The 22030-nt window shown below is 59.5% G+C and carries 16 protein-coding genes; 11 read left to right on the plus strand and 5 right to left on the minus strand.

Annotated elements, in window-relative coordinates:
• Window positions 1-289 precede the first annotated feature (289 nt).
• From FS819_RS01040 to FS819_RS01070, 7 genes are all read left to right on the plus strand, one after another.
• The gene (locus FS819_RS01040) at window positions 290-1213 is read left to right on the plus strand and encodes a TSUP family transporter (RefSeq protein ID WP_234624945.1); all 924 of its coding nucleotides are present in this window, start codon (window positions 290-292) and stop codon (window positions 1211-1213) included.
• Window positions 1214-1233: 20 nt separating this feature from the next.
• A complete protein-coding gene (locus FS819_RS01045) occupies window positions 1234-2028 on the plus strand; it encodes a TIGR02186 family protein (protein WP_409050059.1) in 795 nt (264 codons plus the stop codon).
• 105 nt (window positions 2029-2133) lie between these two features.
• Window positions 2134-3888, plus strand: a complete 1755-nt coding sequence (locus tag FS819_RS01050; RefSeq protein ID WP_156548753.1) for an alkaline phosphatase — start codon at window positions 2134-2136, stop codon at window positions 3886-3888.
• A 173-nt stretch (window positions 3889-4061) separates the two neighbouring features.
• Window positions 4062-4529: a hypothetical protein gene (locus FS819_RS01055; protein WP_156548752.1), complete on the plus strand. Its 468-nt coding sequence runs from the start codon at window positions 4062-4064 to the stop codon at window positions 4527-4529.
• Window positions 4530-4535: 6 nt separating this feature from the next.
• On the plus strand, window positions 4536-5249 hold the full coding sequence (locus FS819_RS01060; RefSeq protein ID WP_156548750.1) for an ABC transporter ATP-binding protein: 714 nt from the start codon (window positions 4536-4538) through the stop codon (window positions 5247-5249).
• Window positions 5246-6523 carry an ABC transporter permease gene (locus FS819_RS01065; RefSeq protein WP_156548748.1) on the plus strand — a complete coding sequence of 426 codons (1278 nt, stop codon included), beginning with the start codon at window positions 5246-5248 and terminating at the stop codon, window positions 6521-6523. Before FS819_RS01060 ends, FS819_RS01065 begins: the two co-directional genes overlap by 4 nt.
• Window positions 6524-6643: 120 nt before the next feature.
• Window positions 6644-8014, plus strand: coding sequence for a histidine-type phosphatase (locus FS819_RS01070; RefSeq protein WP_156548746.1), 1371 nt, complete (start codon window positions 6644-6646; stop codon window positions 8012-8014).
• Between the two features lie 108 nt (window positions 8015-8122).
• Here the strand turns inward: FS819_RS01070 and FS819_RS01075 are convergent, their stop codons facing one another.
• On the minus strand, window positions 8123-10114 hold the full coding sequence (locus FS819_RS01075) for a diguanylate cyclase (RefSeq protein ID WP_156548744.1): 1992 nt from the start codon (window positions 10112-10114) through the stop codon (window positions 8123-8125).
• A 347-nt stretch (window positions 10115-10461) separates the two neighbouring features.
• Between FS819_RS01075 and FS819_RS01080 the strand changes: the two genes are divergently transcribed.
• From FS819_RS01080 to pdeM, 4 genes are all read left to right on the plus strand, one after another.
• On the plus strand, window positions 10462-11109 hold the full coding sequence (locus FS819_RS01080; protein WP_156548742.1) for a YitT family protein: 648 nt from the start codon (window positions 10462-10464) through the stop codon (window positions 11107-11109).
• A 99-nt stretch (window positions 11110-11208) separates the two neighbouring features.
• Entirely contained in the window at window positions 11209-11979 is a 771-nt protein-coding gene (locus FS819_RS01085; RefSeq protein WP_156548741.1) for a transporter substrate-binding domain-containing protein, read from the plus strand.
• Window positions 11980-12050: 71 nt separating this feature from the next.
• A complete protein-coding gene (locus FS819_RS01090) occupies window positions 12051-14558 on the plus strand; it encodes a ligase-associated DNA damage response DEXH box helicase (RefSeq protein ID WP_409050055.1) in 2508 nt (835 codons plus the stop codon).
• Window positions 14559-14616: 58 nt separating this feature from the next.
• Window positions 14617-15318, plus strand: coding sequence for a ligase-associated DNA damage response endonuclease PdeM (gene pdeM, locus FS819_RS01095; RefSeq protein ID WP_409050060.1), 702 nt, complete (start codon window positions 14617-14619; stop codon window positions 15316-15318).
• A gap of 17 nt (window positions 15319-15335) precedes the next feature.
• Here the strand turns inward: pdeM and FS819_RS01100 are convergent, their stop codons facing one another.
• The 4 genes from FS819_RS01100 to FS819_RS01115 form a co-directional block, all read right to left on the minus strand.
• The gene (locus FS819_RS01100; RefSeq protein ID WP_156548736.1) at window positions 15336-16748 is read right to left on the minus strand and encodes a protein kinase domain-containing protein; all 1413 of its coding nucleotides are present in this window, start codon (window positions 16746-16748) and stop codon (window positions 15336-15338) included.
• A 1-nt stretch (window position 16749) separates the two neighbouring features.
• Window positions 16750-17520, minus strand: coding sequence for a metallophosphoesterase family protein (locus FS819_RS01105; RefSeq protein WP_156548734.1), 771 nt, complete (start codon window positions 17518-17520; stop codon window positions 16750-16752).
• A 147-nt stretch (window positions 17521-17667) separates the two neighbouring features.
• The gene (locus FS819_RS01110; protein WP_156531401.1) at window positions 17668-18105 is read right to left on the minus strand and encodes an FKBP-type peptidyl-prolyl cis-trans isomerase; all 438 of its coding nucleotides are present in this window, start codon (window positions 18103-18105) and stop codon (window positions 17668-17670) included.
• Between the two features lie 262 nt (window positions 18106-18367).
• Entirely contained in the window at window positions 18368-21877 is a 3510-nt protein-coding gene (locus tag FS819_RS01115) for a PAS domain-containing hybrid sensor histidine kinase/response regulator (RefSeq protein WP_156548732.1), read from the minus strand.
• Between the last annotated feature and the right edge of the window lie 153 nt (window positions 21878-22030).

Here is a 22030-nt window from a genome sequence, read left to right on the forward strand (position 1 = left end):
ACTCAGCCGTGAGGGCGCGCCGAAAGATTTTGCGTCTGCCGTTTTGCCTTGCAGGCGAACGAAATCCTCTTACAATCGCCTAAACACACCTACGGAACCGATCACTATTGCGGGGTGCCGGGCGAGCGTCACGATTTTAGAATATGTGACGCTTGGGGTTTTTTGGGCAAGTGCCCCCAAAATCTACCGGGATTTAAGGAATGATATCGTAAGGATTGACGGGCATCGTCATGGGCATTCCGGCCATGACGGCGGAATTTGGCATTTCGGGCGCATTTCGAGGACAGCCGTGACACTTTACCTGCCGATTGCGGAACTGTCGGTGAATATTTTCATCATCCTCGGCATGGGCGCGGCTGTTGGCTTTCTCTCGGGCATGTTTGGTGTCGGCGGCGGGTTCCTGATCACCCCCCTGCTGATCTTCTATAATATTCCGCCCGTCGTCGCTGTTGCCACCGGTGCCAATCAGGTGGTGGCCTCTTCGGTTTCCGGCGCCATGAGCCATTTTCGGCGTGGCTCGCTGGATTTGAAACTTGGCGGCGTGCTGTTGGTCGGCGGGTTGTTCGGCGCGTCGCTCGGCATGTGGATCTTCGTCGCTCTGCGCAAGCTCGGCCAGATCGACCTGTTTATTTCCATCCTCTATGTCGTGCTGCTGGGTTCCATCGGCACACTGATGTTGTGGGAAAGCATCGGCGCCCTGCGCCGTTCGGCCCGAAAGCAGCCAGCGCCGGTGCGCCGCCCCGGCCATCACAATTGGGTGCATCGGCTGCCGTTTAAGATGCGCTTCAAGAAATCGAAGATTTATCTCAGCGCCATCCCCATTCTGGTGCTCGGCTTCCTCGTCGGTGTCCTGACACCGATGGGGATTGGCGGTGGCTTTATTCTGGTGCCAGCGATGATCTATCTGTTGCGCATCCCCACCAATGTCGTGGTTGGCACCTCGCTGTTCCAGATCATCTTCGTCAGCGCCTTCACCACCATTGCCCAGGCCAAGGCCAATTATTCGGTCGATATCGTTTTAGCCTTCATGCTGATGATCGCCGGGGTGATCGGCGCGCAATATGGGGTACGGGTCGGCCAGAAACTGCGCGGCGAACAATTGCGCGCCCTGCTTGGCCTGCTGGTCATGGCCGTTGGCCTGCGCCTTGCCATCGAACTGGTGATGACCCCTGATGACGCCTATTCCATCGTGGTGGGGAGTACGGGCCGATGATCCTGGGCCGGTTCCTCCTTCTGGCGCTGGTCGCACTCTCTGGGGCGATCCTGTTTGTGGGGGCTGCGAGCGCCCAGATCCCCTTCCTGACCCCTGACAGTACCGGCAAGGAAACGCTGGAAATCGGCACGTCCACCAATGAAATCGCCATTACCTCGGATTTTCGCGGCGCCGATCTCACTGTGTTTGGCGCGCTGAACAATGTCGATCAATTGCTGTTGGCCATCGGCCAATATGATGTCGTGGTGACTCTGGAAGGCCCGCGGGAAGCGGCGACCGTGCGGCGCAAGGAGCGGTTCCTGGGCATCTGGGTCAACCGGAAATCCCTGACCTTCGAGCGGGTGCCGACCTCCTATTCGGTTGCCAGCACCAGGCCGGTGCAGACGATTGCCCCGCGCGAGGTTCTGAACGATCTGGGGCTCGGCGTCGATTATCTGCCGCTGACCCCGACCGGCCATTTTATCGGCGATATCAATATGGGCGAATTCCGAGCTGCCTATCGCCGCCTGCAACAGACGAGCGGCCTTTATCAGGAGGGCGATACCGGTATTCGTTTCGTCAGCACCAATCTGTTTCGCGCCAGCCTGCGGCTGCCCGCCAGTATTCCCGATGGCGTGCATGTCGTGCATGCCTATCTGTTCAAGAGCGGGGTCTTTCTGGCCCAGAAGGATCTGCGCCTGCGGGTGGTGAAGACTGGCGTCGAACAGGCGATTACCGATGCCGCTCATAACCAGCCGTTGTCCTACGGCATCTTCGCCGTGCTGGTGGCTATGATCACCGGGTGGACGGCCAGCATTGTCTTCCGCAAGGATTAAGAGGCATTTAGACAATCGACACGCAATCGGGCGTTGTCATCTGCCTGTCATCTATCCGCCCTAAGACCGCCCTGCAATCATCTGGCACATATTGGGGGAAACATTATGCGCACCATTCTCGCAGCTCTTTTTACCACGACGGTTCTGGCAGGCGGAGCCCAAGCCGCTACGGTCTATCCGCTTGACCGCGCCACGATCCTCACCGGTTCTCCCTTTGATTTCAAGGTCGAGCTGAAATCTGTCGTCAAGCCGGAAGACGTCAAAATCACCGTCAACGGCCAGGACTACAAAGCTGTGTTCGGCAGCCAGGCACAGTTCACCGCCGAAGAAAAAGGCAAGGAAGACAAGGTTCTTGGCTCGGCCCTGATCCTGCGCGATGTCAAGCTTCCGGCAGGCTCCTACAAGGTCGAGGTTTCGGCTGGAGACGAAAAGAAATCCGTCACCTGGGATGTCTATGCGACCCAGCAAAAGCCTGTTGCCAAGAATATCATTTTCTTCCTCGGTGACGGTCTGTCGGTAGCCCACCGCACCGGTGCCCGCATCATGTCCAAGGGCATGACTGAGGGCAAGGCCAACGGCCACCTCAACATGGACAGCCTCGACCGGATGGCCTTTATCGGCACATCCTCGACCAATGCCATCGCCACCGATAGCGCCAACACCATGTCGGCCTATATGACCGGCCACAAGACCGCCGTGAACGCGCTTGGCGTTTATGCCGACCGCACCCCGAACACGCTGGATGACCCGAAGGTCGAAACCATTGCCGAGGCGCTGCGCCGCACCACGAAAAAGTCGATTGGTATTGTTTCTCCGGCTGAAATCGAAGATGCAACGCCCGCCGCCGTGGTCTCCCACACCCGCGCCCGCGCCGACAAGGCCGAGATCGTCGGCATGATGTTCAACGTCAAGCCGGATGTTATCCTGGGTGGCGGTTCGGCCTATTTCCTGTCCAAGTCCATCCCTGGCTCGAAGCGCAAGGATGACAAGGACTATATCGCCGAGTTCAAGAATGCCGGTTATACGCTGGCGACCTCGAAGACCGAACTGGACGCCGCCGCTGGCACCAATAGCGGCAAGCTGCTCGGCCTGTTTCATACCGGCAACATGGATACGCTTCTGGATCGCAAGTTCCTGAAGAAGGGTACCGTCGATAAATTCCCCGACCAGCCGGGCCTGGTCGATATGACCAAGGTTGCCCTCAATCAACTCTCCAAGAACCATGATGGTTTCTTCCTGATGGTCGAAGGCGCCTCCATCGATAAAATGTCCCATCCGATGGATTGGGATCGGGCGATGTATGAAACCATCGAATTCGATCAGGCGATTGGGCTTGGCCTCGAATTCCTGAAGACCCATCCGGATACGCTGATCGTCGTCACCGGCGACCACACCCATGGCGTTTCCATCATCGGAACCATTGACGACGACAAGCCCGGCACCGAGATGCGCGAAAAGGTTGGCGTCTATGCCGATGCCGGCTTCCCGAACTATGAAGACAAGGACGGCGACGGCTTCCCGGACAAGGTCGATGTATCGCGTCGCCTGGCTGTGTTCTCGTCCAACTTCCCGGACTATTACGAGACCTTCCGCCCCAAGATGGACGGTCCGTTCGAGCCGGCAATTCAGAACGAGAAGAAGCAATACGTCGCCAACGAGGCCTATAAGTCGGTGCCGGGTGCGGTTTTCCGCGAAGGCAATCTGCCTCGTTCGGCCGACACCGCCGTTCACGCTGTGGACGATGTCGTGCTTCAGGCCACGGGTGCCGGTTCGGAAGGCTTCAAGGGCTATTTGGAAGAAAGCGACGTCTACAAGGTATTGGCCGACGCTTTTGCCCTTGGTGCGCCAAAGGCCAACTAAGCCTGCTATGATACTCGGCTCCGGGTGCGGATACCGCATCCGGAGCCTATTCTATAGAGACTTCCACTCTTTGTTTTAAGTATTTCCGGGGTTTTTACGCATTTCCTGGAAATGCTCTATTTTTGAGGGTGCATGGCGTGGTGCGATGCCGCGTTCAGGGCCGAGGCGTTACGATGACAGATCTCAACCGGGTTGCTTTTCGGCGGCGAGACAGTTTGGCCCTTTTCGGGTTTGCCGCCCTTGGGCTGTTCTCAAAACCGGCAAAAGCTGCACCGCAGCTTATCGATTTCGACCAGCTCTATGGCAAGGTTGGCGTGCTCGGGTTGGAATTTTCCGACATGGTCAAACAGGCTGACGGAAAACCGGTGGCGATGCGCGGTTTCATGGCGCCGCCGCTGAAAGCGGAAGCGGCGTTTTTCGTGCTGACGGAAATTCCGATGGCGCTCTGCCCGTTCTGCTCCTCGGACGCGGACTGGCCGGACAATATCGTCGTTGTCTACCTGGATCAAAAGCAGACGTTCGTACAGCCGGGAACCCGCATCGAAGTGGTCGGAACCCTGGAAATGGGGTCGTGGACCGACCCTGAAACCGGTTTCGTCAGTCTGTTGCGGCTGAGAAATGCCACTTATGGCACGGTGTGATCGCCCATGATGTCGCTTGTTCTCGAGGATGTGGCGGTCCGCTACGCGGGCCTGCCGAAGCCGGTTTTAAGCATTGGTCGGCTTGAGGTTGCTGCCGGGGCTCAACTGGCGATCATCGGCGGTTCCGGTTCGGGCAAAAGCACGCTCGTCAATGTGATGACCGGGTTGGAGCGCCTGCGCCAAGGCCGCGCCCGCTGGAACGGCACTGATCTGTCGGGCCTGTCGGAAGGCGCGCGTGACCGGTTCCGCGCGGCGCATATCGGTCTTGTCATGCAGGAATTTCATTTGTTTTCCGGCCTGTCGGCCATCGACAATATCCTGCTGCCAGCCCGGCTGGCGCGAGTGGCGACACCGGCCTTAGTCGAGCGCGCCCACGACTTGATGCCGCGCTTCGGCCTTGGGCGACCGGATCAAGCGATTGAAACTATGTCGCGTGGCGAAATGCAGCGGGTGGCGGTGGCCCGCGCGCTGCTGCGAAAACCCGGCGTGATCATTGCCGACGAACCGACCGCAAGCCTCGATGCCGAGGCAGGGGCTGCGGTTGCCGATCTCCTGCTGGATCTGGCGAAAAGCGAGGGCAGCACTTTGATCGTCGTTTCCCACGATGCCCGTCTGGTGGAGCGCCTGCCACGCAGGATCGAGTTGAAAAACGGCGAAATCGTCCATGACACAGGTGACATTGCTGGAGGCATTGTCGGACCTCGGGGAGGTGACGCATGATCCGTTTCATTCTTGCCGATCTGCGCCGCCTCTGGGCCGGTGCGCTGGTTGTCTGCCTGCTGGTGGCGCTGTCGACTGCGCTTGGCGTGACGGTAACCTTGCAGGAACGGGCATTGCGGCTGGGCAGCGCCCGGGCTGCCGATAAATTCGATCTGGTGATTGGCGCAGCCGGGTCGGAAACCCAGCTGGTCCTGTCCTCGGTGTTTTTGCAGCCTTCGCCCTTGCCGCTGGTGCCGGGTGCGGTTCTGGCGACATTGCAGGCCGATCCCCGCGTGGAATGGGCAGCACCTGTGGCGTTTGGCGATAGTTTTTCCGGTTATCCGATTGTCGGTACGACGACACGGCTGATTGCCGCGACCACGCCGGGCTTTGCCGAAGGACAGATGTTCGCGCTTGAAGGCGAGGCGGTGGTCGGTGCCGATGTGAAACTGAAGACCGGCGATACGGTCAAGCCGATGCATGGCACGGCTGCCGAAGGCGGCCATACCCATGGCGAACTGGCCTATCATGTCGTTGGCAGGCTGAAAGCCACCGGCACGGCCTGGGATCGGGCAATCCTCGTTCCGGTTCAGGCCGTCTGGCATATTCACGGTCTCGGTGAAGAGCATGAGGATCATGATGCGGAGGAGGCAGCAGCGGACAAGGGGGAAGCCGGTCACGGCGAGGACCATGACGAGCATGATCATCACGGCCATATCGACCCCAATGCTGCTCTCTCAGAGCAGTTTTCAGCCGCAGACCCCGGCGTACCGGCCATTCTGGTCAAGCCGAAAACCATTTCCGCCGCCTATAAGCTGCGGCAGGACTATCGCAACGACCGGACACTCGGCGTTTTCCCCGGCGAGGTCCTGACCAGGCTTTACGCGACGCTGGGCGACGCGAAACTGGTTTTGTCCTTTGTGGCAATCGGCGCGCAGGCGCTGGTGGCAGGCGCGCTCTTGCTGGTGACGGTCGTTCATATCGGCCAGCGCCGCAAGCAGATTGGCGCTCTCAGAGCCTTCGGCGCTCCCAGGTCATCGGTCTTCCTGATCGTCTGGTGTGAGCTTTTCAGCCTGTTCCTGGGCGGCATCGGGTTTGGTGTGGCTATGGGATATGCGGCGGCAAAGGTCATTTCGCAAACCGTCAAGACCAGCAATGGCTTTAACCTGCCGGTGGAATTCACGAGCCAGGATGGTTGGCAGATCTGCGCCATGCTGGTCTTTGCGGCGCTGCTTTCGGCACTGCCAGCCTGGCTTGCCTATCGCCAATCGCCGGTGGCGGCGCTGCGTTCCTGACGGAGTACGGCCTAGCCTGCTTTATGTTCTGTCATATAACGGTCACCCGCCAAAGGTAAGTGAGCCGCTACAGTCCTTGTTTCATTTTCGGTTCAAGTTGGGCGTAGCGGGAGCACGGCGATGGGCATATCGGTTCGTACATTGGTTTTTTCTGCGCTCAGCTTGGCTACGGTGGGCTTTTCCGCGCCAGCCTTTGCCGATAGCGGCATGGTGCTGGATAAGTATGTGGTGCTGATGCGTCATGGCGTGCGCCCGCAAACCAGTGTCAAGGAAATCGTCCCGCTGTCGTCCAAGCCCTGGCTGCAATGGGATACCGCCGATGGTCAATTGACGCCGCATGGTGCTGAAGCAACGGCGCAATTGGCGCGGTGGGAGAGCGCTATGCTGAGGGGCCGGGGGCTTCTGCCGCAGGGTGGGTGTCCCGCGACCGGCACGGTATTTGGTTGGGCGAATGGTTCGGTGAAGCGCACCATCGATACCGGCAATGTGATGCTGTCCACCCTGTTTCCTGGCTGCGGCCTGACGGTTGGTTTCAACAACACCGAGGCCACGGATGGCGTCGATGTGCTCTATGCCCCTTCCGATACCAGGCTTGGCGCTGTCGATCCCGACAAGGCCAAGGCCGCTATTTTGGAGGCGGCGGGTGGCGATCTTGAAAAGCCTCGGGCGCGCGCTGCCAGCCTGATGAAGGAACTCGACGGCATTCTCGACTGCTGCGCTGCCTCCCTTTGCGAAAAGGCCGATGCGTCCGCTGCCTGCACGTTGTCGCAGCGCCCCTGGTCGATCAAGGTCAAGCAGGCCAAGGGGGAAAAGCCTGCCAGCGTCGAAGTGGTCGGCCCGTTGAAGGATGCAGGCACCGTCGTGCAGGTTTTCCTGCTGCAATATGCCAATGGTTTTCCTGCCGATCAGGTGGGATTTGGCAAGGTGCCGACTGAAGCGGACATTATCCGCCTGTCGCAGCTGCGTCAGATCAAATACGATCTCGGCAATCGTGTTCCTTATCTTGCCGCCCGCGATGGCTCCAATCTTCTCAATCAGCTGTTGCTGGCGGTGGCCGCCGATCCGGCAACAGGTCTGGCCAACAATAGTGCGCCCAGCGATGGCCCGCCAAATGCGAAATATCTGCTGTTTACCGGTTCCGACACGCAGCAGGCGGAAATTGGCGCCATGCTTGGCCTGCATTGGCATATCCCGCCTTATCTCGATGATGAAACCCCTCCCACCGGCACAATGGCGTTCGAGCGTCTGCACGATGCCACGGGAAAGGTGTTCGTGCGCATGCAGTTCATCGCGCCGTCGCTGGACCAGATCCGCAATGCATCGGTTCTGGATGACAAAAACCCGCCACTCCAGGCCACCATCACCCTGCCAGGCTGCGAAAAGGAACAGGTTGACGGAGCCTGCCCGCTGGATCGCTTCCTCGCCATCGCCCGCCCCAAGCTGGACATGACGGCGGTAGCGCCACAAATCTATCTGGCCAGTGGGCATTGAGAGCCAGTCAGGTTCAAACTGATCCTGACATCCGCCATGACGTTCATTCGAAACACTATGCAGAATGGCGCCTCGGCTTTTCACCGGGGTGCGGAGATGCATTTTCGATTATTTTAAGGCATTGCCGATTGCCAAAGCCGGTTTGCGGTTTTGCGGGACCGTGTCCAGGGCGGGAGCATGGCTGGCGGTGAAATACTGGTCGCGGCCACTGTGTTTTGCCTGATAAAGCGCTGCGTCGGCGCTTGCCACCAGCTCGTCGCTGGAGTGGATATCGTCGGATGGAACCGCTGCCACGCCGATGCTGATGGTGACGATACCCTTTTCGCTATCGCCATGGGGAATATGCAGGTCGCGGACTGCCTGGCAATAGTATTCTGCCACAGTGGAGCCTCCGCCAAGATCGGTGTCGGAGAGAATGAGCGCCATTTCCTCGCCGCCATAGCGGGCTGCGATATCGGTGCTGCGTTTCGCGACAGAACGCAACGTCGTGGCGATCTGGCGCAGGCATTGGTCCCCCGCCTGGTGTCCGTAACGGTCGTTAAACAGTTTAAAATGGTCGATATCGATCATCAAAAGGCTGACGCCAGACCCGGTGCGCTGGGACCGTGCAAATTCTTGCCGAAGTTGCACATCAAAGGCGCGACGGTTGTAAAGCCCGGTAAGCCCATCGGTAAAGGCCGCTTTTTCAAGGGCGCGATTGGTGTGGCGCAGCAAGCCTTCTGCCTGTTTTGCCCTGGTAATATCCGTGAAGACGATCAGTGAACCGCCGCCGCCGACGCTTCTTGTTTGAGCTTCGAGGCTTCGTCCGTCCCAGAGGGTGATTTCGCGCTTGCCCGGCACCAGCGGCAAAGCAGGCAGACTATCCAACGTTTGTTCTGGCGGGATGGGGTCGCTGTCGCGAGGTGTCGTCTCTTCGCCACGGGCGCGCGAAGCGACGATGATGTCGTGCAGATCAGCGCCAGGCACCCTGATATCGGCGGTTTTGGAAAACATGGAGCGATAGCGTTCATTGCAGTAGACCAACTTTCCCTGTCGGTCGAACATCACGAGACCATCGGCCATATTGGCCAGAGCATCGGCCAATTGCTGGCGGCTCTCGGCCAATTGCTGCTCCAGTTCCTTCTGCTTGCTGATGTCGCGGCTATGGGTGGCGAGAGCGATGATCTCGCCGGTCCTCTGGTCGCAGATCGGATATTTCAGGGTTGAATACCAGCCCTTGGCACCAGCAGGCGTTTCATAGCTCTGCTCGATATGGACAGGCTTGCCCTCGGCAAAGACAGCCTCTTCGTCAGCGCGGTAGCGGGCGGCAAGCTCGGAGGAATAAAAATCCGCATCGGTCTTGCCAATCATCTGTGCGGGGTCGTCCAGGCCAAGGGCCTTGGCCGTGGCGGGATTGGTCAGGATGAAGCGGCCTTCTAGATCCTTGGCCGTCAGGATTTCCGGCATGCTCTCGATAACGGTCCGGTAAAGTTTTGCTTCCTGCAATCGAGCGCGTTGCAATGTCTCACTTCTGATCACAGCCGCTGCCAGCAGAGCAGCCAGACATTGCATGGGCAAAAGCACTGGCAGGACGGCAAACACCGCTGGCCATGTTTCAGGCGGAAGGACCAAGAGTGTTATCTGCGGCAGGATGGTGAGACCAAGGCCCATGGCTGCGATGCGCCGCAGGCTCAAGATTGCCTGTTCATCGCGCCAACCTGCCCAAACACCCGCGCCTGCAGCCAGTAAAATAGAAAGGGCTCCTGCCCCAGCGCCGATCCCACCTTCCAGAACGCGCCAGGTTATGGCAATGCCCGCTGCAAAAATCGCACAAACCGGACCACCCATCAGTCCGCAGACCGCAATAGCACTGCTGCGAAGGTCCATGAAAAGACCCGGTACGATCGTTATCGGAAATTGCATGGCGACGATGGCTGTGACGCCGCCAGCAATGCCAAGCCCGATTGGCCTATAGGCAGGGTTCTGCTGTTCCAGCCAACCGGCCAGCCTGCATGAAACGATGGAAAACAGCGTGACAAGGGCACTATTGACCAGAATAAGCGTCATGGTCGTGTTCATCTGTTCCGGCGTCTCCTCCACGGCCTTTATACGAAGTGTCATTGAAAATGGCAGTTCGTATTCCTTTTGAAAATATCTCAAGCCTCTGACGCGTTTGAGATATTTTCGATATCTTTAAGTCGAAGGAAGCGTCAGCATCTTCGAGACTTGGTTTTCAATGCATTGCAGGAAAAGCAAGAAATCTCGCCGAGCCTGTTTCATAGGCCAGAGAGTAGAAGATGATCGTTAATTTGTAATTTCGAAGATATGTATATTGATGCGTCGATCTCGAACACGGTCTCCGGCGACCGGGGATAACCTTGGCGATGTCGCGCCTCAGCGCTTGAGGACCCCGGCCCGCAGGTCTACGGATAAACATCCCCAGGTGGCGGCAAAGGCAGGACAGGTTCATGGCGGCAGCAGACAAACAGGCAGGCAAGTCCCGCAAGCCCATCGCCTCAAGTCCTGAACAGCATTCCATGCTGGACGATGTGCAGGGCTTGCTGGCGGGCAGCATGCTGGCGGCGCTGGGCGTGGTCCTGCTGTCCAATGCCAAATTGCTTTCCGGCGGCACGGCGGGTGTCGCCTTCCTGCTGCATTATGTTTCGGCTGTGGGGTTTGGGCCGATCTTCTTTGCCATCAACCTACCCTTTTACTATTTCGCGTTCCGGCGGATGGGTCTGGCGTTCACGGCAAAAACCTTCATCGCCGTGTTGCTGACCTCGGTGCTCAGCGCCGTCCTGCCGAAATTCATCGGCTTTTCCCTGCTGGACCCGCTGGTCGCGGCCATCTTTGGCGGGCTTCTGGTGGGAACTGGCATGCTGGTGCTGTTTCGCCATCAGGCAAGCCTTGGCGGCTTCGGTATCCTGGCGCTGTATCTTCAGGATCGCTATGGTTGGCGGGCCGGGCTTGTGCAGCTTTGCTTTGACGGCATGGTGCTGATTGGCTCGTTCTTCGTGGCGACGCCCGGCATCATTGCCTGCTCGATCATTGGGGCAGTGGTTGTCAATCTGACGTTGGCGATCAACCACCGCAAGGACCGCTATATCGCCATGTAGGCTGGAGGGTCTTGTCATTTGGAATGAAAATTGCTGCTCAGATGCCAATGGGCTGAATTCGGCCCCCGCCCTGATTGATGCTCAAGAAAGAGACAGATAATGACGTTTTTCCGCACCGCTCTGGTCACAGCTTTGCTTTTGACAACCTCTCTTGCCCAGGCCGAGGATGGCACGCTGGCGGTGATCAAGCAGGCGGGCGTGATCCGCATTGGCACGACAGGGGACTATAAACCCTTCAGCTACAAGGGTGGCGACGGTGAACTGGTCGGAGCCGATATTTCCATGGGCAAGGCGCTGGCCACCGATCTCGGCGTCAAGCCGGAATTTGTGATGACCACCTGGAAAACCATGCTGGAGGATTTCAAAGCCGGAAAGTTCGATATGGTGTTGGGCGGTATTACCGTTAATCCGGCCCGCGCCGAGGTGGGCGATTTCTCGCTTTCGAATGTCAAGGATGGCAAACGGCCGATCGTCCGCTGCGAGGACAAGGACAGGCTGGTGACGCTGGAAGCGATCGATCAGCCGTCGGTGCGCGTCATCGTCAATCCCGGCGGCACCAACGACAAATTTGCCCATGAGCATTTCACCAAGGCACCTATCGAGGTGTTTCCCGACAATAAGGTGATTTTTGACCAGATTGCCGCCAACAAGGCGGATGTGATGGTGACCGATGGCGTGGAAGTGGACCTGCAATCCAAGCTGCATCCCGGCGTGCTTTGCCCGGCTGCCGTCAAGGAACCCTTCACCCATTTTGAAAATGCCTATCTGCTGCGCAAGGACTCAGGCTTCAAGGCTGCGGTGGACAGCTTCATGGCAAAGGCGCTGGAAAACGGCGACTGGAAGGCCAAGCTGGACGCGGCGATGCAATAAAGCCTGGGTTTATATGCTCAAAATAGTCGGGGACCGCTTCTATTTAATCCGGTTTCACCTATTTTATCTCTGTGTCTGAGCCGGAATCCACGCTTTCTCTTCTGCCTCAATCCTTCGAGCATTGGTTTGCAAAGAAGGGTTGGCAGCCGCGTGCGCATCAGTTGGACCTGCTGGCGCGGGCCGGGCAGGGGGAAAGCACACTGCTGATTGCCCCGACCGGGGCCGGCAAGACCCTTGCCGGGTTTCTGCCCTCGCTGGTCGATCTGACCCGGCGCGGGCGAAAGCGGCCGGGAGAGGCCTTTACCGGCATTCACACGCTCTATATTTCGCCGCTAAAGGCGCTGGCAGTCGATATCGAGCGGAATCTGGTCAAGCCGGTCGAGGAAATGCGCCTGCCTGTTACCATCGAGACCCGCACCGGCGATACGCCGCAGGCCAAGCGGGCGCGCCAGAAGCTCAATCCGCCGGATATTTTGCTGACCACGCCGGAACAGCTGGCTTTGCTGATCGCCAATGGCGAAGCGCCCCGCTTCTTCAGGGACCTGCGCTATGTGATCTTCGACGAATTGCATTCGCTCGTTACCTCCAAGCGTGGCCATCTTCTGGCGCTGGGGCTGGCCCGGCTGCGGATCTTGGCGCCTGGACTTCAAACCATCGGCCTTTCTGCCACCGTTGCCGATCCGCCGGAGCTGCAGCGCTGGCTGGTGGCGCAAAAGCCGGGGGAAGCGGCCTTGGCTGGGCTGGTGACGGTGGCTGGCGGGGCGAGGCCGAACATTACCATTTTGAACACGCAGGAGCGCATTCCCTGGTCCGGCCATTCGGCCCGTTACGCCATTCCTGATATCTATGCGGTGCTGAAACAGTTTGCGATGACGATCATCTTCGTCAATACCCGTTCCCAGGCGGAAATGCTGTTTCAGGAATTGTGGACGGTCAATGACGACAGCTTGCCGATTGCCCTGCATCACGGCTCGCTGGATGTCGGCCAGCGCCGCAAGGTGGAAGAGGCGATGGCCGCCAACCGGCTGCGTGCCGTGGTCGCCACCTCGACGTTGGATCTCGGCATCGACTGGGGTGAGGTCGATCTTGTCATCCATATCGGCGCGCCGAAGGGTGCCAGCCGATTGGCCCAGCGGATTGGCCGGGCCAATCACCGCATGGATGAGCCGAGCCGCGCCATTCTGGTTCCCGCCAACCGCTTCGAGGTGATGGAATGCCAGGCGGCGCTGGATGCCAACTATCTCGGTGCGCAGGACACCCAATCGGTGGGCGAGGGGCCGCTGGATGTGCTGGCCCAGCATGTGTTGGGCATGGCCTGTGCCGCACCTTTTGATGCGGACGATCTTTATCATGAAGTAACGTCAGCCATGCCTTACGCTTCTTTGTCGCGAGACACGTTTGGGCGGATTGTCGATTTTGTCGCCACAGGCGGTTATGCGCTGAAGACCTATGACCGCTATGCCCGCATCCGCAAGACGGCAGAAGGACGCTGGCGGATTTCCAATCCAGCGGTGGCGCAGCAATACAGGCTCAATCTCGGCACGATTGTGGAGGAGCCGATGCTGAATGTCCGGCTCGTCAAGCGGAATCACCTTGGCTCCATCGGGCGAGGCGGCATGACCCTTGGCAAGGTCGAGGAGTATTTCGTCGAGCAACTGTCGCCGGGCGACACATTCCTGTTTTCCGGCAAGGTCTTGCGGTTTGAAGGCCTGCGCGAAAGCGAATGCCTGGTGTCCAATGCTTTTTCGCAGGACCCGAAAATTCCCGCCTATGCGGGCGGAAAATTTCCGCTCTCGACCTATCTTGCCGATCAGGTGCGAGCCATGCTGGACGATCCCGCCCGCCGCGCCAGCCTGCCGGATCAGGTGCGTGACTGGCTGGACATCCAGAAAGTCAAATCCGTGCTGCCGAAGCGGGGCGACCTGCTGGTTGAGACTTTCCCACGCGGCAAGCGCTTCTACATGGTGCTTTATCCGTTTGAGGGGCGGCTGGCCCATCAGACGCTGGGCATGCTGCTGACGCGGCGGCTGGAACGGTGGCGGGCCAAGCCGCTTGGCTTTGTGGCAACGGATTACGCCCTGGCGATCTGGGGGCTGGAGGATCTCGGCTGGATGGTGTCCACGGGCAAGCTTTCGCTGGCTGACCTGTTCGAGGAAGACATGCTGGGCGACGATCTGGAGGCCTGGCTGGACTCCTCCTACATGCTGAAGCGCACCTTCCGCACCTGCGCGGTGATTGCCGGGTTGATTGAAAAGCGCCATCCCGGCAAGGAAAAATCCGGCAGGCAGGTGACGGTCTCAGCAGACCTGATCTATGATGTGCTGCGCGCCCATGAGCCCGATCATATCCTGCTGCAGGCGACCCGCGCCGATGCGGCAAACGGTCTTTTGGACATTGCCCGGCTTGGCGATATGCTAAAGCGAGTAAACGGCCATATTCTCCACAAGGCACTGGACCATGTCTCGCCGCTGGCCGTGCCGGTCATGCTGGAGATCGGTCGGGAAACGGTGGTCGGCGAAGCCCAGGAAGATGTGCTGGCGGAAGCGGCGGAAGATCTCATCGCTGAAGCGATGGGATAAAATGGAATGGTCAGGATATGACGGGCCAGATATGATTGGATTGACGACGGCTTCTATAATGCGCCCGGACAGGATGGACCTCACCGCCGAGATCGAGATCTGCGGTGTCGATGCTATCTGCGACCTGTCCGGCGCGCTGTTTCTGCCAGCGTCACGGTTGCTCGTCATCTCCGACCTGCATCTGGAAAAGGGTGCGGCCTTTGCGCGGCGTGGCCAGCTTCTGCCGCCCTATGATACCATTGCGACATTGAAAAAACTGCAAGCGGTGATTGCCCGTTTCGATCCGGCCATCGTTGTCAGTCTGGGTGACACGTTTCATGACCGGTTGGGCTCAGTGCTGATGCCGGAACCGTTCCGGCAGACAATTGAGCAGATGTCACGAGGCCGCGAATGGATCTGGATTACCGGCAATCATGATCCTGATGGGGTCGAAAACTTGGCTGGCATGGTGGCCGATGAAATTTCCTATGGCGGATTGGTGTTTCGCCATGAACCGCAAATCGGTGAAAGCGCCAGAGGCGAGATTGCCGGCCATCTTCACCCGTCAGCCACCGTGCGCCGGCGGGAGAAATCCGTGCGCCGCGCCTGTTTTGCCGCCGATGGCGACCGGCTGATCATGCCGGCTTTCGGGGTGACGACGGGCGGGCTGGATCTGAAGCACAAGGCGTTCACAGGGCTTTTCGCAAGGGAGACGCTGGTCGCGCATCTTCTTGGCCGCGAACGGATCTATTCGGTGCGCTTCAGCGGCCTGTTCGCCTGAAAACCTATAAATGTAAGTTATTTCTTACCATTATGCGCAGTCTCCCGCACGCGCACCACCGTAACCGTACACGGGGCTTTCGAGGCAACTTCCGCCGATACGCTGCCGAGCAGGGCGCGCTTTGGTGAATTGGCGCGAGCACCCATGACGATATGGTCGACACTGTTGTCGCGGGCATAATCCAGGATGGCATTGGCGGGTGAGGTGCTTTCCAGCACATGGCAGGTAATTTGCGGCTGGTCCTTCAACGGCGCTGCCCATTGCCGCAGCTTGCCAAGGCGGGCGACATGCTTGTTATTGCCCTCGTCGTCCAGGTCATTGTCCAGGTTGAGCCGGGCGATTTTCAAAATATTCAGGCAGGCAAGCCGTGCGCCGGGCGAGCGCGCCATGATGCGCGACACCGTCAACCGCATGGCTTCCGTCAGCTCCATCGAGGTTTCGCCAAGGTCGAGGGCGACGACGATGATCGGTGCATTGGCCAGGGCCGCCGTAGCGGTTTGCGGTTTCAGCAATTCGATCGGGTCGGGGTTGAAGCGACGTTTCAAAACCTCCGCCAGCCCATCCTGCTTCAGCTTGTCAGCCCGCGCCGTCAGGGGAACTGCCGGCAGGTCCTTCAGGTCCAGCGCCAGTTGGGCCGCGGTCGGCGTCCTCCTTGCCGGGTTTACCTCCAGGCAGCGCAGGATAACCTCCTGAAATGCGGGAGAGATCGCCGGGTTCAGCGCTCGTGGCGGCACCGGATCGCGCCACAGCCGACGCTTCAATCCCTTCAGCCGCTGCGGATCGCCAAAGGGGCGTTTTCCGGTGGCAAAGAAATACATCAGCACGCCCAGTGCAAACAGGTCGGAGCGAAAATCCGAGCGAATGCCCAGGATCTGTTCGGGCGCCATATAGGGGGCGGTGCCATAGGGCAGGCGAAATTCCTCGTTCACCAGATCCGGCAGATCCAGATGGCGCGCCAGGCCGAAATCCACCAGTACCGCCTCGCCGCTGTCACGAAACAGGATATTCGAGGGCTTGATGTCCAGATGCACCACATGCTGGCGATGCAGGTCGGCAAGCGCCGTGGCGATCCGCTCACCCATCCTTGCCACCTCATCTGCGCTGAGCGGCAGGCTGTCCAGCAATGGATAGAGCGATTTGCCCGGCAGCCTTTCAAACACCATGTAAGGCAGATGGGTGAAATCGCCATTGGCAACAAAACGAGGCACATGCGGGCCGGAAATACGCGGCAGGATCATCTGCTCCATTTCAAAGCCGACAATCATCGCCGGGTCGATGCCGCCGCCCATTTCCGGCACTTTCATCAGCAGCGGGAAAAAATAATCGGGGTGGGTTACGGCATAGAGCCGCGCCATGCCGCCCTTGTGCGCCTGCTCCACCACGGTAAAACCATCGATCACGCTGCCGGGTTCAAGGCGGTTGCGGGCCATGTCATCGTCCCCTGTAAAGCCGTGTGGCAAGCGTTTCCGTTAGGCCCGCAGCACGGATGGCCGCCGCTGCGCCGTCGATGTCATAGTTGACCCGCAGGAAGGTCAGCGTGCTCTTTGTGGTGTCGAGCAGGCCGAAGGCCGCCGCCGGATCGCCGTCGCGCGGTTGGCCCACCGAGCCGATCACGCCGAGCCAGCGCCGCTGCGCCAGAAGCGGAATGTCCGTTTGCGAATGGGGAACGAAAGTGGTGATCTTGCCTTGAGGTGGAGGGCCATCGGTGGTTTGACCATAGGAAGCCAGCGCATAAAGCGTCGGGCGATGGACATGGCCGCAAAAACTCAGCCGCGCCGTACAGGCGGCAAAATGCTGCGCTGCCGCGTCCGTATCGGTCACATAGTGAAAGGCCGAGGGTGAGGTGGCTTCGGCATGGACATAGAGCCGGTCTTCATCCCGCAGCATCATCGGTAGATTGGCGAGAAAGGCGCGCTGTTCTTCGCTGAGGACTTGCCGCGTCCAGTGAATGGCGGCGCGGGCCGTGTCATTGAGGGAAATGGCGGGATCGCTTACCGCCTGGTCGTGATTGCCCCGCACCACCAAGGCGCCTTGCTGCTGCAAAGCGCGGACCTTGTCGACGCAGCGGCCAGGATCGCCGCCATAACCGACGATATCGCCGAGAATGACGATGCGTTCGGCACCGGCCTGCGCCGTCGCCTGCAAGACCGCATCAAGGGCCTGGGCATTGCCGTGGATGTCGGACAAAAGAGCAATGCGCATTAACCCTCCCCGGCATTGCATCATCAGTACGGCCAACCATAAGCAGTTTGTTGAGGCTACACCATTGGACTGAAGGTGGGGGAGCATGAAAAACCCCTCCGGCACGATGCGCGGAGGGGTGATCTGGTTAGGCTGTGCGCAGGTCGATTACGCTGCGCGAACAATATCGATCAGTTCGACCTCGAAAATCAGATCCTGACCAGCCAGTGGATGGTTGGCATCGATCGTCACCACATCGCCTGCCACATCGGTCACAGTGACAATCAGAGGTGTGCCATTGCCGCTCTGCGCTTGAAGCCTTGTGCCGGGTGCCACATTGACATTGGCGGGTATCAGGTCACGCGCCACCTGCTGAATTTTCTGGGGATCGTGCGCGCCATAGGCTTCCTCGGCAGGCACCGTCACCCGCTGGCTGCGCCCGACTTCCATGCCATCCACCTGCCGTTCAAGCCCTGAAATGATCTGGCCGGAGCCGATTTCAAACTGGAGCGGATCGCGGTCGCGGGAGGTGTCGAATTGCGTGCCATCCGGCAGCAGGCCGACATAATGGATGCGGACGGTATCGCCGTTTTTCGCTTGCGTCATGGTAATGTCCTTTCGTCTCAAGGGAGGCGCGGGTGCAATGGGCACCGCATTGCCTTCTTGAAGCTTCCTTTTTGCCAGGCCATTTCCGGGACGTCCCGGATGGCCGTAGCGGAAGCGATTCAGCCGACACACGGAAAATGCGTGAGTTGCATGACGACTATCGGAGTGTTCACACCCAAAGGTGCAAGCCTTAACAAAGGTAGGCCTGAAACGCGGCAGATCAACGGCATCAAGGTAAAAAGCCGGGAAAAACCAGAATTTTCTATTCCGCAGCGCTCCGGCGGGGGCTGGAGACCTGGGTAATATAGGCCCGCAAAGCCGCTGGACGGACGGGCTTATGCTGCACGGCAATGCCCTGCCGTTCCGCCTCCGCCCGCACGTCGGCGGTGCGGTCGGCGGTAATCAGCAGGCCGGGTACCGGCTGACCGTAGAGCGCGCGCAGGCGCAGGATCGCGCCGATACCGCTGCCATCTCCCAGATGATAATCGGCAATGATCACATCTGGGGCAACAGGATTGTCGCTGAAGGTCGTGTCAAGATCAGTGACCGAGCCAGCGGTCATCACCGTACAGCCCCAACCGCTGATCAGCAGCCGCATGCCGTCCAGAATATCCGGCTCATTGTCGATGCACAGAATGCGCAGGCCGGTAAGACTGCTCCGCAGCGCGGTCGCGGTCGCCAAATCCTCAGCGGGCAACGGCGCCTTGGCGCTCTTTTCGATCGGTATCGTGACACGAAAACTGGTGCCTCGACCCGGCCGGGATTCCAGCGCCACCGTCGCCTTGAGGACCCGGGCGATACGGTCGACAATCGACAGACCGAGCCCAAGCCCGCTGGCGGTTTTGATGCCTTCGTCCAGCCGGGCAAATTCCTTGAACACAGTGCGGAATTTCGATGTCGGAATGCCGATGCCCGAATCCGTTACCTGAATGATCACCTGGCCGCCACGGCGGCGCGCACCGACCAGGACCTTTCCCGAGGGCGTATATTTAATGGCATTGGAGACCAGATTCTGCACCAGCCGGCGCAGAAGATTGGCATCGGAGCGCACGCTGAGCGTGGTCGGCAGCACCACCAGTTTCAGGTTTTTCTCCAGCGCCATCGGCTCGAAATCGGTTCTGATCCGCTCCAGCAGGCCTTGCAGGGGGACGGTGGCAAAGCGCGGCTTCATTGCGCCTGTATCCAGCCGCGACAGATCCAGCACCGCGCCAAGAATCTGTTCGACCGATTCCAGTGCCGAATCGATATTGCGCACCAGCCCGGCATTTTCCGATTGGCCCAGCCGCTCCACCAGTGCCGAGGAATAGAGCCTTGCGGCATTGAGCGGCTGGAGAATGTCGTGACCGGCGGCGGCAAAGAACCGGGTCTTGCCGATATTGGCCTCGTCGGCGCTGGCGCGAGCCTCGGCAAGTGCGGTATTGACCCGCATCAGTTCCGCCGTGCGCTCGCCCACCCGCTGTTCCAACGTTTCATTGGCCTGTTTCAAGGCCCGGTCCGCCGCCACCTGCGGGGTGATGTCGGTGAAGGTTGCCACCAATCCCTTGTCGGGCAGGGCATTGCAGCGCACCTCGATGATCTGGGCACCCTCGCTCAACACCAGCTGGAAGGGTTCGTCGAGGTGGTGGAAATTGGCAAGAACGCCCGCTTCCTCCTTGGCCGCAATGGCGCCGCGCTCGGTCAGCCGGTGGACAATCGTGCTGAGCGGCACGCCGACCTGTCCCATTTCGTCGGGCAGATCGAGCAGGCTTCGAAACCGCCGGTTCCAGATCGTCAATCGGCTGCTGCTGTCGAAAACCGCTATGCCCTGGTCCATCTGCGAGAGCGCAGTTTGCAACATATCCTGGTTATAATGCAGGGCCTCGCTTGCCTGATCGAGCAGCCATGCGGTGTCGGCGGAGGTATCCTCGGCCTTTTGCAGCACCAGCGACAGGACCAACCGGGCCGAGGCCGAGCCGATGGCGCTACCCAGCAATTGCTCGGTGAAATGGATGAAAGCCATGTCGGCGGGGCTATCGTCTTCCAACCGGCGACCGGCATCGCGCTCATAGCTTTTCAGTGAGCGCTCCATCCGCTCCTGACCGAGATAACGGGCAATCGCCGTTTTCAGATCGCCGATGCTGACCCGGGTTTTCCAGCCCTTGGTGGCAAATTGCGAGCGTTGGTGCCGACGCACGAATATGCCCGACTGGATGCGCTCGACCGGGCGGGGATTGCGGCTGAGACTGCCAAGCACGAAGGCCAACAGGTTGATCAGCAGGGACAGTACGGTCGCCGTCAGCAGCGGATCGGCCCCGGCGCGGCTGAAGGCATCGACACCCGGAAACAGGAAGGACAGGATATCCGGCGCCAGATCCTTATGGGCATCAAGCCCGAAGCTCGGCAAAAGCAGCGTGTAGATCCAGGTGAGAAAGCCAAGCGACAGGCCAAGGATCGCGCCTCTGGCATTGGCCCTGCGCCAGATGAGGCCGCCCAGCAGGCAAGGGGCAATTTGGGCAATGGCGGAAAAGGCCAGCAGGCCGATGGAGGAAAGGCCTCGGTCGTCGCTGGCCAGCCGGAAATAGGCATAGCCGAGCAGCAACACGCCAAAAATCGCCAGGCGGCGAATGAGAAGCACGGTCTTGGCCAGGCTTTGCGAGGCCTCAGGTCCATGCCTGAACCCACGCCGCAGCAGAACCGGCAGGACGATGTCGTTGGAAATCATGATGGCCAGCGCCACCGTTTCGACGATCACCATGGCGGTTGCGGCAGAAAAACCGCCGATAAAGGTGACCAGCGTGACAAATGGCAGATCATGGGTCAGCGGCAGGGAAAGCACATAGAGATCGGCATTGCCGGTGCCATTAAAGGCCAGAAGCCCGCCAATGGCGGCTGGCAGCACGAAGAGATTGATGGCGATCAGATAAAGCGGCAGCATCCACCCGGCCCGGCGCAGTTCCCGATCCGTGCGGTTTTCGACCACGCTGACATGGAATTGGCGTGGCAGCATCAGGATGGCGAAGGCAGAGAGCGCGATCAGCAGCAGCCAGCGGCTGAGCGGTGTCTGATAGGCCAGCGCTTCCATCACCCTCGGGCTTTCGGTGGCCGCGCGCCAGAGATCCGCCGGGCCATCGAACAGGAAGAACACCACCGTGATGCCCAGCGTGCAGAAGGCCAGCAGCTTGACCACCGATTCCATCGAGATCGCCAGGATCAGCCCGTCCTGATGCTCGGTGGCGTCCGTATGGCGCGTGCCGAAAATCGCCGAAAAGCAGGCAAGCGTCAGGGCAACGATCAGCGCCAGATCGACAAAATAGAGATTGCCGGTGCCGATGCCGTAGCTGGCCGGATCGACCATGACACCGACCGAATTGGAGACGGCCTTCAGTTGAAGTGCGATATAGGGAATGGAGCCGGCCAGCGAAATTACCGTGACCAGCATGCCGACAATTGGGTTCTTGCCATAGCGGGCGGCGACGAAATCAGCGCCGGAGGTTAGCTTTTCGACCTTGGCGATCTCGATCATCCGGCGGATCAGCGGCAGGCCCAACGTCAGCATCAGGATCGGGCCGATATAGATGCCCATGAATTCGAGGCCGCGATCCGCAGCCAGGCCGACGCCGCCGAAATAGGTCCAGGAGGTGCAGTAGACCGCCAGCGACAATCCATAGACAAGCGGACGCCCGCCCGCAGGCACACCATTGCGGCGGCTTCGCCTGTCGCCATAGCTTGCCACCGCAAACAGCAGCAGCAGATAGGCAATTGATGCCGTGATGATCAGCCATGCCGGAAGCATCGCTTGCCCCTCCCATTCACGTGCCTCTTATAAAGCACTGTCACTTTAAGCCATGCCGCCGCCTTTTAAAATCGGGGGGCTTGTTGGCAATAAGTCGAAACCGAAACGGAATTTGCGCGTTAGAAACAATGCTGAAGTTTTGGCATTCGTGCT

Source organism: Allorhizobium sp. Av2 (assembly GCF_021462805.2).
In the GTDB taxonomy this organism is placed as follows: Bacteria; Pseudomonadota; Alphaproteobacteria; order Rhizobiales; family Rhizobiaceae; genus Allorhizobium; species Allorhizobium vitis_G.

Coding starts and splice junctions, on each gene's coding strand:
- FS819_RS01085 (WP_156548741.1), top strand. CDS start 11,209: ATGACGTTTTTCCGCACCGCTCTGGTCACAGCTTTGCTTTTGACAACC.
- FS819_RS01070 (WP_156548746.1), top strand. CDS start 6,644: ATGGGCATATCGGTTCGTACATTGGTTTTTTCTGCGCTCAGCTTGGCT.
- FS819_RS01100 (WP_156548736.1), bottom strand. CDS start 16,748: ATGGCCCGCAACCGCCTTGAACCCGGCAGCGTGATCGATGGTTTTACC.
- FS819_RS01065 (WP_156548748.1), top strand. CDS start 5,246: ATGATCCGTTTCATTCTTGCCGATCTGCGCCGCCTCTGGGCCGGTGCG.
- FS819_RS01080 (WP_156548742.1), top strand. CDS start 10,462: ATGGCGGCAGCAGACAAACAGGCAGGCAAGTCCCGCAAGCCCATCGCC.
- FS819_RS01105 (WP_156548734.1), bottom strand. CDS start 17,520: ATGCGCATTGCTCTTTTGTCCGACATCCACGGCAATGCCCAGGCCCTT.
- FS819_RS01110 (WP_156531401.1), bottom strand. CDS start 18,105: ATGACGCAAGCGAAAAACGGCGATACCGTCCGCATCCATTATGTCGGC.
- pdeM (WP_409050060.1), top strand. CDS start 14,617: ATGCGCCCGGACAGGATGGACCTCACCGCCGAGATCGAGATCTGCGGT.
- FS819_RS01075 (WP_156548744.1), bottom strand. CDS start 10,114: ATGACACTTCGTATAAAGGCCGTGGAGGAGACGCCGGAACAGATGAAC.
- FS819_RS01115 (WP_156548732.1), bottom strand. CDS start 21,877: ATGCTTCCGGCATGGCTGATCATCACGGCATCAATTGCCTATCTGCTG.
- FS819_RS01050 (WP_156548753.1), top strand. CDS start 2,134: ATGCGCACCATTCTCGCAGCTCTTTTTACCACGACGGTTCTGGCAGGC.
- FS819_RS01060 (WP_156548750.1), top strand. CDS start 4,536: ATGATGTCGCTTGTTCTCGAGGATGTGGCGGTCCGCTACGCGGGCCTG.
- FS819_RS01055 (WP_156548752.1), top strand. CDS start 4,062: ATGACAGATCTCAACCGGGTTGCTTTTCGGCGGCGAGACAGTTTGGCC.